The 12,374-nt window shown below is 63.5% G+C and carries 9 protein-coding genes; 4 read left to right on the top strand and 5 right to left on the bottom strand.

Annotated features, from left to right (window positions below):
* Nucleotides 1–3 precede the first annotated feature (3 nt).
* Nucleotides 4–1,014, bottom strand: coding sequence for a transcriptional regulator GcvA (gene gcvA / locus NKI17_RS23260; protein ID WP_352647896.1), 1,011 nt, complete (start codon nt 1,012–1,014; stop codon nt 4–6).
* 342 nt (nt 1,015–1,356) lie between these two features.
* On the opposite strand from gcvA, the gene NKI17_RS23255 reads away from it, so the two are divergent.
* Both NKI17_RS23255 and NKI17_RS23250 read left to right on the top strand, forming a co-directional pair.
* The gene (locus NKI17_RS23255) at nt 1,357–2,952 is read left to right on the top strand and encodes an ABC transporter substrate-binding protein (RefSeq protein ID WP_352783401.1); all 1,596 of its coding nucleotides are present in this window, start codon (nt 1,357–1,359) and stop codon (nt 2,950–2,952) included.
* A 92-nt stretch (nt 2,953–3,044) separates the two neighbouring features.
* Entirely contained in the window at nt 3,045–4,640 is a 1,596-nt protein-coding gene (locus NKI17_RS23250) for an ABC transporter substrate-binding protein (RefSeq protein ID WP_352647901.1), read from the top strand.
* A gap of 84 nt (nt 4,641–4,724) precedes the next feature.
* Here the strand turns inward: NKI17_RS23250 and NKI17_RS23245 are convergent, their stop codons facing one another.
* Complete coding sequence (locus tag NKI17_RS23245; RefSeq protein ID WP_352647904.1) at nt 4,725–6,164, bottom strand: FAD/NAD(P)-binding protein; 1,440 nt, start codon at nt 6,162–6,164, stop codon at nt 4,725–4,727.
* A gap of 181 nt (nt 6,165–6,345) precedes the next feature.
* On the opposite strand from NKI17_RS23245, the gene NKI17_RS23240 reads away from it, so the two are divergent.
* Nucleotides 6,346–7,707, top strand: a complete 1,362-nt coding sequence (locus NKI17_RS23240) for an LLM class flavin-dependent oxidoreductase (protein WP_198023630.1) — start codon at nt 6,346–6,348, stop codon at nt 7,705–7,707.
* Nucleotides 7,704–8,795: a rhodanese-like domain-containing protein gene (locus NKI17_RS23235; protein WP_023679447.1), complete on the top strand. Its 1,092-nt coding sequence runs from the start codon at nt 7,704–7,706 to the stop codon at nt 8,793–8,795. The genes NKI17_RS23240 and NKI17_RS23235 overlap by 4 nt, the downstream gene beginning before the upstream one ends.
* Nucleotides 8,796–8,830: 35 nt before the next feature.
* Here NKI17_RS23235 and NKI17_RS23230 read toward each other — a convergent pair whose 3' ends face one another.
* From NKI17_RS23230 to NKI17_RS23220, 3 genes are read right to left on the bottom strand one after another with little or no spacing between them, the layout of a single operon-like run.
* Nucleotides 8,831–10,093 carry an FAD-dependent oxidoreductase gene (locus NKI17_RS23230; protein WP_352798027.1) on the bottom strand — a complete coding sequence of 421 codons (1,263 nt, stop codon included), beginning with the start codon at nt 10,091–10,093 and terminating at the stop codon, nt 8,831–8,833.
* Between the two features lie 5 nt (nt 10,094–10,098).
* Nucleotides 10,099–11,319, bottom strand: a complete 1,221-nt coding sequence (locus NKI17_RS23225; RefSeq protein WP_352647909.1) for an acyl-CoA dehydrogenase family protein — start codon at nt 11,317–11,319, stop codon at nt 10,099–10,101.
* Nucleotides 11,320–11,335: 16 nt separating this feature from the next.
* Nucleotides 11,336–12,373 (bottom strand): ABC transporter substrate-binding protein, encoded by a 1,038-nt coding sequence (locus NKI17_RS23220; RefSeq protein ID WP_352647912.1) that lies wholly within the window; start codon nt 12,371–12,373, stop codon nt 11,336–11,338.
* Between the last annotated feature and the right edge of the window lies 1 nt (nt 12,374).

The following is a 12,374-nucleotide window of genomic DNA, read 5'->3' as shown; positions in this document are numbered from 1 at the left end:
GGGCTATTCGGCGGCGATGATGGCGATGCGCGCCGGCAGCGCCGCCGGCGGCGTGAAGTCGAGCGCGCCAAGCCTCCGCGCCTCGGCCTTCAGCCAGCCATGGAAGCGCTCGACTGTCGCCAGCTTCGCCTTGTGCGGTGTCGTCGCGAAATAATAGGAAAACTCGACCGGCTGCGGTGAGCCGAACGGACTGACCAGCCGCCCTGCGGCAAGGTCAGGCTCGGCCAGCCGGAATTTGCCGAGACCGATGCCCTTGCCGGCAGCAGCAGCGTCGAGCACCAGTGACGATTGGCTAAGCCGTATACCGCCCTCGACAAAGCGGCCAGACAGGCCGTTGGATCTCAGCCAGCCCTTCCAGTCAGGGCAGCTTGGATCGCGTTCCGGACCGTCCTCATGCAGGATCGGTGCGTCACGCAGCCCCTCCGGCCCGCGATAGAGACCGTGCATGCGGGCAAATTCCGGGCTGCAGACGGGGAGCACCGCTTCCGAAAAAAGCCGTTCCGTCAGCAGGCCGCTATAGGCGCCCGACCCGTAGCGGATGACGCAGTCGACGTCTTCGCTGGCAAAGTCGGCAAGTCTGGTCGATGCGTCGACCAGCACTTCTAGGCCGGGTACCGCGTCGCGCAGTGCGTCGAGGCGCGGGATCAGCCATTTGCTGGCGAAGGAGGGCGCGACCGACACTTTGATCGGCGCATCCTCCTCGTCGCCGGAAATCCGCGCGACCGACTCGACAACGACGTCGAAAGCCTCGGTGAGGCCGGGCATCAGCGCCTGGCCGGCCGACGTCAGCAGAAGCTCGCCGCGGTTTCGATGGAACAGCGGTTGACCGAGGTGATCCTCGAGCAGGCGGATCTGCTGGCCGATGGCGGCAGGCGTCACATGGAGTTCTTCGGCCGCCCGCGTAAAGCTCAGGTGGCGGGCGGTTGCGACAAAAGCGCGAAGCGACGTCAGCGGCGGAAGCCTCGCCAGCGTCGGCCGCAGCTTCCTTGATTTTGCGCGAATGAGATCGACCATGGAGCGCATTCAACACGTTCAGGCCGGGCGCGACGAGGGCGGGCTTTGCGCCAAAGTGCCCGGTGGAAAATTTCGTTTGCCGCAGCGTCGCGGCAGCGGGAACGGAAATCTAAAAAATCGTAATGTCTACAATTCTTGTAGAAATAAGATCGGAGCGCTGATTTGGGCGTCGAGCAGCTTTGCCAGATCCTGGAATGAAACGGTCGTGCGAAGCGGTGCTTTCGGCAGACGATAGAAAATCATTCTTCCGGTTTTGCGGCGTGGCAGAGATCATCGCGTCGAGGCGCCGGAGTGTGTTCGGCCGCCGGATGCCATCGAAGCCGTTTTCCGGAGCTCAAGGCCATGTCTGTCAATCGTCGTCATTTCAACCAGCTCTTGCTGCTTGGCGGTGCGAGCTTCGCATTGCCCGGTCTTTCCTTTGCCGCCGAAGGCACGCCGGTTCAGGGCGGTACGCTCAACTGGGCCTACTATCCCGACCCCACGTCGCTGATCGCCATCAACACCTCGTCGGGCACCGGCCAGGCGATCGGGCCCAAGGTCAATGAGGGCCTGCTGGATTTCGACTATGATCTCAACCCGAAACCGCTGCTGGCGACGGAATGGTCGACCAGCGATGACGGCCTGCGCTATACCTTCAAGCTGCGCGAGGGCGTCAAATGGCACGATGGCAAGGATTTCACCTCGCAGGACGTTGCCTTCACCATCTTTCGGCTGAAGGAGGCGCATCCGCGAGGCCGCATCACCTACCAGAACGTGACGGCGGTAGAGACGCCTGATCCGCACACCGCCATCATCGTGCTTTCAAAGCCGGCGCCCTATTTGATCACGGCGCTGAGCAGTTCGGAATCGCCGATCGTGCCGAAACACGTCTATGAAACGTTCAAGCCGGCGGAGCAGCCCAAGCTGGAGCAGACGATCGGCACCGGTCCCTTCGTGCTCAAGGAATGGGTGCCCGGCAGCCATCTGATCTTCGACCGCAACCCGGACTATTGGGATGCGCCCAGGCCCTATCTCGACCGTGTCGTGCTGCATGTTATCCTCGACCCGGCCGCACGCTCGGCGGCTCTTGAAACCGGCGAGATCGATATCGGCGCCAATCCCGTGCCGCTGGCCGATATCGAGCGGCTGAAGGCAAACCCAGCTCTGGTCGTCGACACCAACACCTACGCCTATTCCGGCCCGCAGCAGCAATTGTTCTTCAATTACGAAAACGAAATCCTGACTAAGCGCGATGTGCGCCTAGCCATTGCCCACGCCATCGACCTGCAGAAGCTGGTCGACATCGCGCTCTATGGCTATGCGCAGGTGTCGCCAAGTCCGATCAGCACGGCACTGCCAAAATGGTATGACCCCAGCATCAAGGCGCGCGAGCCCGATACCAAACTGGCGGAGAAACTGCTCGACGACGCCGGCTATCCGCGTGGCGCCGATGGCACGCGCTTCAAGCTGCGGCTCGCCTATAACGCGTTCCTGCCAGCGTCCTATGCCGATTTCATCAAGCAGTCGCTGGCAGTGGTCGGCATCGACGCCGAGATCCTGAAGCTCGACCTGTCGACGTTCCTGAAGACCGTCTACACCGACCGCGCCTGGGACCTGGTGGTCGAGTCGCTCTCGAACACCTTCGATCCGACGCTCGGTGTTCAGCGCGCCTACTGGTCGAAGAACTTCAAGATCGGCCTCGTCTTCTCCAACGCCAGCCACTATGCAAACCCCGAGGTCGACCAGATCCTAGAAGCGGCGGCGATCGAGCCCGATGAGACCAAGCGGCGCGAGCTCTGGTACAAGTTCCAGCACATCATCCATGACGACGTGGTGTCGGTCGATCTCGTGGCGGCCGGCGCGCAGATTGTCGCCAACAAGAAAGTCCGGGATTTTGCGCCTGGCGCGCAAGGGATCAACAACAGCTTTGCACAGATCTGGCTCGCGCCAAACGCCTAAGTGCAAGTCCCTTTGGTTGGGATCGGCGCGTGAAAACGGCGACCCCGACTTCTCCACTAAAGGATAAATCGCGCCAACGCGGAGTACCGACCATGACCATCAACCGACGCCTGTTCAACCAGTTCCTGCTGCTGGCCGGCGCGAGCGCCGCACTTCCCGCCGGGGCATTCGCAGAAGACGCAAGGCCGGTGGCCGGCGGCACGCTCAATTTCGTCTACTATCCCGAGCCCAACCAGATCGTTTCCATCAACACCAGCGCCGGCGGACCGGCCACCATCGGTCCGAAGATTTTCGACGGCCTGCTCGCCTACGACTACGATCTCAATCCGCGACCGCAACTGGCCACCGAATGGTCGATCAGCGACGACGGGCTCGAATATGTCTTCAAGCTGCGCCAGGGGGTGAAGTTCAGCGACGGCCATGATCTGACCTCCGAGGACGTGGCCTTTTCGATCTCGCGGCTGCGCGAAGCGCATCCGCGCGGGCGCATCACCTTCCAGAACGTCACCGACATCGACACGTCGGACCCGTATATCGTGAAGATCAAATTGTCGAAGCCATCCGCCGCGCTGATCTCGGGGCTGGCCGCGACGGAATCGCCGGTCGTGCCCAAGCACGTATACGAGAAACTGAAGCCGGCTGACGATCCGTCCTTCGAGCAGATCATCGGCAGCGGGCCGTTCGTGCTGAAGGAATGGGTGAAGGGCAGCCACATCCTCGTCGAAAAGAACCCGACCTATTGGGATGCGCCTAAACCCTATCTCGACCGGATCATTTTCCGCTTCATCACCGATCCGGGTGCACGCGCCGCGGCACTGGAGGCCGGCGAGGTCGACATCGGACCGAACCCGGTGGCGTTTGCCGACCTGGAGCGTTTCAAGGCGCTGCCGCAATTCGTAGTCGACAGCACGGTCTTCGCCTACAGCGGCCCGCTGCACCAGTTGATCATCAATCTCGAAAACCCGATCCTGAAGGAGAAGAAGGTCCGCCAAGCAATCGCGCACGCGATCGACCTCGACGCGGTCAATGCAATCGTGTTTTACGGTTATGGCCAAGTCTCGCCGACGCCGATCAGCGTCGTCAACAAGAAGTATTTCGATCCCGACGTAAAGGCCGCGACCGTCGATACGGCATTGTCGGAAAAACTGCTCGACGAGGCCGGCTTCAAGCGGGGAGCGGACGGCGTACGCTTCAAGCTCAGGCTCACCAACAATCCCTACAACCCTTGGGGCTATGCCGATTTCCTCAAGCAGGCATTGGCCAAGATAGGCATCGATGCCGAGATCGAAAAATTCGACTTCGGAACCTATGTCAAAACCATCTACACCGATCGCACCTGGGACCTGTCGACGGAATCCTGCGGCAACATCTTCGATCCGAGCGCCGGCGCGCAGCGGCTCTACTGGTCGAAGAACATCAAGAAAGGGCTGCCGTTCTCCAACGGCGCGCACTATGAGAACCCGGAGGTTGACCGGTTGCTGGAAGCCGCATCGGTCGAGCTCGACGAGGCCAAGCGCAAGCAGCTCTTCTTCAAGTTCCAGGAGATCATCGCCGATGAGTTGCCGATCATCAATCTGATCGCGCCGCCGACCATCATCATCGCCCGCAAAACCGTCAAGAACTACGCACCGGGTGCCGAAGGCCTGTCGGCCAGTTTCGCCGACGCCTATATCGATCCGAACGCCTGACCCTGCAGGGCAATCGGAATGAGAAAGGGCTGCATCTCGATGCGGCCCCTTTTTGTGTTTCTGTCGCCTTGATGTGCAGCATGCTCAGGCCAGAGCACGCAGCCTTGGGCTGGCCTTGACCAGAAGGTCGGCAAGGGCGATGGCCTGAGCCAGCTGTTCGCCGATGGAACTCGATTCCCAGGCAACGCCGCGCAGCGGATGGCCGACGGCAAACAGATTGCCGTGGGTCCTGCCGTTACGGGAAATTACCTGACCTTCGCGCGTGGCATCGATGCCGAAGCTGGTCGCATGCGGCCTAACGATGCCGTTCTCGAGCAGGCTTTGGACGAATGGATCGGCGATCCGCCGCCAGTCGTGCTCCTGATGGCCGCGGCAGTTGACGACACCATCGAAACGCAGGCGTTCGACCGCGCCGCTATCGCGCCAGCGGATCTCGGCGGCAATGCCGTCGGCTTCCGGATTGAGCGCCAGCACCCGTCCCGCTCCACCCGTCCAACGGCCTTGGCTTCGCGCCAGTGCCACGCGCTCAAAGCTCGGTGGCGCCGCGCGGTGCGCGGTGACATCCCAGAAGGCGCGCAGATGGCGTGCGAACTTCAAGCGCTCCCTGTCGGTGGCGCCTTGCCACAAGGCCAGGATCCACGGCCGGATCGTCAGTGGCAGCCCTTGCCAGTCCAGGCCGGTGGTTTCGATTGCCCGGCGTTCGGCCTTGACCAGTGCGAGAAGCGCCCTGGTGGTTTTCGGCAGCGGCCGCCCGGTGAGGAAATCGCGCCACGCTTCCGCGTTGCGCCGAGGTTCGACGATCTGTCCGCGCCGCGACACGACGCGATAACCGCCCTTGAAGCCGCGCGCTTCCATGCTGGCGACGACGTCGACCATGCTGAGGCTGGAGCCGATCAGCAGCAGTTCCTTGCTGCCGGCGAGCCGATCGAGCGCCGCCGAATCCCAGGGATTGGCGACATAACGGGGATCGCTGACGACGGCTGCTTCCGTGGTGGACGGCTGGCTCTGGAACACCCCGGTTGCCAGCACGGCCTCATCGGCCAGCAATTGCTGGCCGTCGCCGGTGCCGACGCATACCCCTGACGGGCCGGTCAGCATGTCGACGGCGGATGCCTTGATGTGGCGCAGCGACGAACGCCCGTCTGCTTCTCTGATCGCTCTCGTCAGTTCGGACTGGACATAGCTGCCGAACAGCCAGCGCGGCGGGCTTGAGTCCGGGACATCCTCGGGCGGTGTCCAGCCGTGCTCCGGCCCATTCGCCATAAGCCAGCGAACGAGGTGATCGGGATCGTCCGGATGCAGCGAGAAGATGCGCGCCGCGCCGTTGACGAGGTGTTGTGGATCGACGGTGCTATAGGCAACGCCGCGACCGAGCTCGGCCCGGCGCTCGATGATGGTGATTGCCAGCGGCTCAGTTGAACGGTCGAGCAGCTTGATCGCGGTAACCGCGCCGGCAAAGCCGCCGCCAACGATGATGATTGAACGAGGGATCGAGCGTAGCGGGGAGGAAGGGGTATGAAGCATCAAGAACCTTTGCGACGCCGGTGGTCGTGGCTCTAGCCCATCGCCCCGGCAACGATCATCGTGCTTTCCCGTAACCCGATGTCAAAAAACAATAATTGCCAGCTGGCGAAAGGCATTCTTTCACTCAGCGGGTTTGGCAGGCGCTAGATAGGAACGCCCTTTGCGACCAGCCCGAGAACCGCTGATGACTGAAAATCGAAAGATAAGGCTTGGAGCCTTTGTTCGCGGACCGGGCCATCATGTCGCTGCCTGGCGCCATCCCGATGTGCCTGCCAATCCGGGCCTGAGCTTTCAGCACTATGCGGACGCCGCGCGCACTGCCGAGCGTGGCCTGTTCGACATGGTGTTTCTGGCCGACAGTCTCAGCGCGCGCAATGGCGAGCAGCCGATCGAGACCTTCGAGCGCACCGGCCATGTCGTGCATTTCGAGCCGCTGACGCTTTTGTCGGCGCTCTCGACCATCACGCAAGGGATCGGGCTCGTTGCGACCGCCTCGACCACCTATTGGGAGCCGTTCCACTTGGCGCGGCTGTTCGCTTCGATCGATCATCTCAGCGGCGGCAGGACAGGCTGGAATGTCGTCACCTCAGCCGATGCGCCGGCGGCGGCGAATTTCAGCCTCGACCAGCATCCCGTTCATGCCGACCGTTACGCCCGCGCCGAGGAATTCGTCGCTGTCGCGCAGAAGCTTTGGGACAGCTGGGACGACGATGCCTTCGTCGCCGACAAGGCTTCGGGGATCGCCATCGACCGGCGCGGCATCCACGCCCCGGACCATGCCGGCCGGCATTTCCGCGTCAAGGGACCGCTCAACGTCGCTCGCCCACCGCAGGGCCATCCCGTCATCGTCCAGGCGGGCTCGTCCGATGCCGGCCAGCACTTGGCGGCGCGAACGGCGGAGGTGGTTTTCACCGCCCACCCGACCATCGAATCGGCGCGCGGCTTTTACGGCGAACTGAAAGGCCGGCTGGGCTCGTTTGGCCGCTCCGCCGACAGCTTGAAGATCATGCCCGGTGTCTTCCCGGTCGTCGCGCCGACACGCACGGAGGCCGAGGGCAAGTTCGATGCGATCCAGCGCCTGGTCGATCCTGTGGTTGGTGTGGCGCTGGTTTCAGGATTGCTCGGCGGTGTCGATCTTTCCGGCCATTCACTCGACGGACCGTTGCCGGAACTGGGCAGTTCCGATGCCGTGAAGAGCCGCCTGAAAGTCGTTTCCGAATTGGCCGCGAGCCGGAACCTGACCATCCGCCAATTGTATCTCGCCGTTGCCGGCGCGCGCGGCCATTTCCAGATCGTCGGCACGCCAAAGGATGTGGCCGACATGATGGAGGAGTGGTTCGCCGGTGGCGCGGCGGACGGCTTCAACGTCATGCCGCCGATCCTGCCGACGGGCCTCACCGATTTTGTCGACCTCGTCATTCCGGAGCTGCAGCGGCGGCGTCTGTTCCGGACTGCTTACGAAGGCGGGACGTTGCGCGAGAACCTCGGCCTTGCGCGTCCGATCCGTGGCGCCGCTGAACAGCAAGAGAGGAAAGCATCATGAGCGACAGGACGATCGATTCGAAAATGTTTCGCCAATGGCTGGCGGATGGCGAAGAACTGGCGGTGCTAGACATTCGCGACAGCGCGACTGTCGGATACGCATCGCCGCTGTTCGCCACCAACCTGCCCGCGGCTCAGGTCGAGGCCGAGATCGACCGCTTCATCCCGCGCAAATCGGTGCGCACCGTGCTGGCGGACGACGGCAGCGGCGTTGCCGAGCAACTTGTCGAACGACTGGTGGGGTATGGCCGTACCCAGCTGTTTTCGCTGAACGGTGGAATTCCGGAATGGACGCAAAGCGGCGTTGAAGGCCTGCCGACCTTCGATACGCCGGGCGTCGATTTTTCGCTGGCGATCCGCGACGAGAAGGGGACCCCGGTCGTCAGCGTTGAAGAGCTCGCGGTGCTCAGAGGCCGAGGCGCCGACGTGGTGGTGCTCGACAGCCGCACGGTGGCGGAGTTCGAAAAGGACCATGTGCCGGGCGCCATCAGCGTGCCGGGCGCCGAGCTGGTGCTGCGCTTCGCCGACCTGGTGCCGTCACCGGAGACGCAGGTTGTCGTCTCCTGCGCCGGCCTGCCGCGCGCCATCATCGGGGCGCAGACACTGATCGATGCCGGCGTGCCCAACCGGGTCGCCTATCTGCACGACGGCACCAAGGCATGGCGCGAGGCCGGTCTTGCACTCGAAACCGGCAAGACCGCAATCTATGGTCCGGCAAGCGAGGATGCCAAGCGTTTCGCCGGGGAGCACATCGCAAAGCTTGCCGAAGGCGACAGCTTTCCCCGCATCAATGCGGCCAGGGCCGCGAACTGGGCGAAGGACGAAAAGCGGACGACCTACCTGCTTGACGTGCGCACGCCCGACGAGTTCGCCGAAGCGCATATTCCGGGGTCGATCGCGTCTGAGGGCGGGCAGTTGCTCGGTGTCGCCTATCGCACCATCGCCGTGCGCGGCGCCCGCGTCGTGCTGATCGACGATCTGCTCGGTGTCCGCGCGGCGACGACGGCGCATTGGCTGCAGCGGCGCGGCTTCGAGATCGCGATCCTCTTGTATGACTTCCAGTCGGCCAGCCTGGTGGAAGCGGCGTAGGGCAGGCGCACTGTCAGGCGATTTTTTCGGAGCCACTATTCGGCGGCTTCCGATTGGCGGCGACGGCCCGCCAGCACGTTCTTCTGCATCGCCGTCAGCGAAGACCGCACGGCTTTGGCGCCGTGCTCCAGCATCTTGGCCTCATACTCCGACAGCGCCTGGAGAAGCGGCTTGTCGCCGCGTTTGGCGGCCACCAGCTCTGGCACCAGCAGCCCGGCGTCGTAGATCGCGGTGTTGCCGCCAAGCGCGCGAAAATAGGTCATGGCGTGGATGGCATCGCCAAGCAGCGTCACCGGTTTCGTCGGCCAGGGATCGACAGGTTCGGAGCTGTGGACATGAAGCAGCGCCACCGTCGATGGGTCGGTGTAGCGGATGAGGTTGAGGATTTCCGGGTGCCAGTGGGCGATCTTCGAGATCAGCAGGTCAATCAGTTCTGAACCGGAGAGCTTTGCCAGCGCGTCGTCCGTGGCAAGTTCGTCCTTTTCATAGGCGGTGTTCCACCAGACATAGCTGGTGGTGTTGTTGAAATGGAAACCGGAAAAATCCTTGTGGGTGGCGTCGTCCAGCCCGATCAGTCCATGCTTTCGTAATGCGTCGACATTGACCCTGTGGCTGGTGACCATAAGCCCATGACCTTCGGTTGGCCTGACGCCGGCATTGTAGTCGAGTAGCAGCGGCGAGATCTGGTGAAGGGCTGCGGCATGCAGCGTCATCTTGCCGGCCAGGCGCCTGACGCCGGTGTCGAAGCTTCGCGCATGCGGCACCAGTTGCTGGCGCACGCGCGAGCGGGCGCCGTCGGCTCCGACCAGCACATCGGCATGGATTGCCGAACCGTCCTCGAAATGCGCGACGACCGAACCATCCGGCTGCTCGTCGTAGCGTGAAAAGACCTTGCCATAGCGCATGATGCCGTCGAGGCCAGAGAGCAGCACCTGGCGCAGCGTGATACGGCTTACCGATTTTTCGATATGCGTGTCGTCGGCCTCGCCCAGCGCGTTGCCGCCGCCCCAGGCATCCTCGCCCAGGATCTTGAAATTCTCGTCCAGCAGGATGTTGCGATCCGGCGCCTGGCCGAGCGTGGCGACAAAAGCGTCGTAGAGTTCCGGCGGCAAATTGGCGATCAGCGAATCGATGCCGCGCTGGCGGATGCGCAGACGAAAACCCTGGACATAGTCGGTGCGGGCGCGGTCCTTCTCGAAGACCGCGACACTGATGCCGTTCTTCTTCAGGCCTTGCGCCAGTGTCAGGCCGCCGGGGCCTCCGCCGATGATGGCGACTTCGACATGTTCTGTTGTCATGGCGCTCAACCGACCGCCGCGAGCTTGGGCTTGCCAGCGGCAATAGCCGGTGTCTCGGCCAGCTGCCGGGCGGTATGGCGGCTGAGCGTCGCCTTGGCGGCGATCGTGCGGATCATGTGGTTCTGCGGTGCGTGGGAACGGGCGGTCAGCGCATCACGGTGGTGGCGCTCAAGCTGGAAATCTCTGTTAAGGCCTGGATTGCCGGCAAGCTCCAGCGCCAGCGAGGTGACGGCAACGGCATTGTCGATGACGACATGCCTGACCGTCATGCCGTCGGTGCCCACAGGCCGGCCGGCGTCGACATCTTCGGCGAGCGAACGCAGCAGCCGCGTGCTGCTCGCAAGCCTGACCTCGATCTCACCGAGCCCTGCCTGGATGTGCGGCACGGTCGACAGCGGCGCACCAAGACTTGCCGGCGCGTGCGTGCTGACAAAGGAGACAAGCCGGTCACGGGCAGCACGGGCGGCACCGTGGTAGACAGCGCCGATCAGCGAAAAGAAGAACGCCGTCGCGCCTTCCTCGCGCCTCAGCGGCTCGGATGCCGGCTGCGCCTCGGTGATGTCTTCGGCAGGAACCGCAACATTATCCAGAATGATGTCGTCGCTGGCCGTCGCCCGCATGCCGGCGGCGTTCCATGTCTTTTCGACGCGCAATCCGGGCGCGTCGGTCGGCACCAGGAATGAAGCCAGACGCGGCTGCGGCTCGTCGGTCAGCGCCAGCAAGTTCACCCATTTCAGAATAGGAATGCCGGTGACGTAGTTCTTGTGGCCGGATATCCGCCAGACATTGCCGTCGCGCCGGGCAATGGTTTCGGGCGGCTTGCCATGGGCGGGCGAGCCAATCCGCGGCTCGGCTTGCGCGGCGTTGATCAAAGCAGGGCCAAGACGGCCGGCCTCTACAATCCGCTGAACCAGATGGCGCGGCCATTTTCCGGATTTCCGCATCGCATACTGGCTGTTGTAGTGCATGGCCAGCACCAGCGCCGTCGACGGCTCGCCACGGCCAATCTCGGCGATCACCGCCTGTGCTTCCGTCAGCCCGCCACCGAAGCCGCCATGTTCGCGCGCCGTGACCAGGCCAAGCAGCGCCGCCTGGTGAAGCCGGTCGAAATTGGCGAATGGGAATTCCCCGGTCGCGTCGTGATGCGCGGCGGTCAGCGCGAGATTGTCGGCAAGGCTGGCCACTCTGTCGAGGAGTTCCGGAAATCCTGAAATCGTGGAGGTCATGATGCTGGCTTTCCTCTCAGGCGGCGGCGCGCGTATCGACCAGATCGAAGGGTCGTCGATCGACCCAGGCCTCGACGTCGAAGTCGCCGGCGAGGAAGCCCCAGTCGCGCAGGAAATCCTTGTAGTGGGAAATCGCGCCGACCAGCTCAGGCTGCAGTCCGAGGCCGAGATGTTTGTGGACATCCGGGCCGTTGGCGGCCAGCACCTGCTCCTCGGTGGCACCGGCTTCGCGGGCGACGAAGCGCCTCGTCTCTTCCGGATGCGCCTCGGCCCAGGCGCTGGCGCGCAGGATGGTCTCGATCAGTCGCGCGACCAGATCGGGGCGTTTCTCGGCCAGCAGGTCATCGACGGTCAACACCCGCGGCGAACCGGAATTGATGCGGATGTTCGGGTCGGGGTGGAAGCCGAATTCGGCGACCTGGATGGCGCCGATCAGATTGGCGACGTTGATGCCGGCCGTGCCCTTCACATAGATGGCGTCGACCTCGCCCCGGATCAGGGCTGCGGCTTCCTCGCCATAGGCCTGCTTGCGCTTGAGGCCGAACAGCGACGGTCCTTCCTGGCTGTCGAGAACGCTGTCGGCCAACGCTATGTCGACGATCTCGACGTCGCCATGGCTGAGGGCTTCGAGCGAGAGGGCCGAGACCAGGCCCTTCAGCGCCGTCGCCCGCATGAAGTCGACGATGCCTTCGGGGCGCCGGGCGATGCCGAAGCGGCGGCCTTTCAGGTCCTGGGTTGTCCTGATGCCGCAACCGGGCAGGGCGATAATTGCCTGGAATTCGTCGGTCCAAGTGATGCCGACGAGACGCGTCTTGCGCCCTTCGGACCGCGCGCGGATCGGCGGCACGTTGCCGCCGTGGCGGAACGACCAGTCGAGCGTGTGGTTGAAATGGCTCTGGCGGATGTCGCGATTGGGCGAATCGATGATCGACTTCAATTCGATCCCCTCCTTGCGAAAGGTCTCGTGGAGAAGCCCGAGCTGTGCGGCGAGCCCGACAGGCGTCGGCACCGGGCAGCGTGTGTACCAGATTTCGGAGATCCCAGTCGCGGTCATG

The organism is Mesorhizobium sp. M0816, from assembly GCF_040320005.1.
Lineage (GTDB): Bacteria > Pseudomonadota > Alphaproteobacteria > Rhizobiales > Rhizobiaceae > Mesorhizobium.
The sequence above is the reverse complement of the archived record's forward strand: the minus strand, read 5'-3'. Positions and strand labels throughout refer to the sequence as shown.

Bases quoted from the DNA above. Each gene is read 5' to 3' on its own strand.
- NKI17_RS23250 (WP_352647901.1), top strand. From the start codon at position 3,045: ATGACCATCAACCGACGCCTGTTCAACCAGTTCCTGCTGCTGGCCGGC.
- NKI17_RS23245 (WP_352647904.1), bottom strand. From the start codon at position 6,164: ATGCTTCATACCCCTTCCTCCCCGCTACGCTCGATCCCTCGTTCAATC.
- gcvA (WP_352647896.1), bottom strand. From the start codon at position 1,014: ATGGTCGATCTCATTCGCGCAAAATCAAGGAAGCTGCGGCCGACGCTG.
- NKI17_RS23255 (WP_352783401.1), top strand. From the start codon at position 1,357: ATGTCTGTCAATCGTCGTCATTTCAACCAGCTCTTGCTGCTTGGCGGT.
- NKI17_RS23235 (WP_023679447.1), top strand. From the start codon at position 7,704: ATGAGCGACAGGACGATCGATTCGAAAATGTTTCGCCAATGGCTGGCG.
- NKI17_RS23220 (WP_352647912.1), bottom strand. From the start codon at position 12,373: ATGACCGCGACTGGGATCTCCGAAATCTGGTACACACGCTGCCCGGTG.
- NKI17_RS23225 (WP_352647909.1), bottom strand. From the start codon at position 11,319: ATGACCTCCACGATTTCAGGATTTCCGGAACTCCTCGACAGAGTGGCC.
- NKI17_RS23230 (WP_352798027.1), bottom strand. From the start codon at position 10,093: ATGACAACAGAACATGTCGAAGTCGCCATCATCGGCGGAGGCCCCGGC.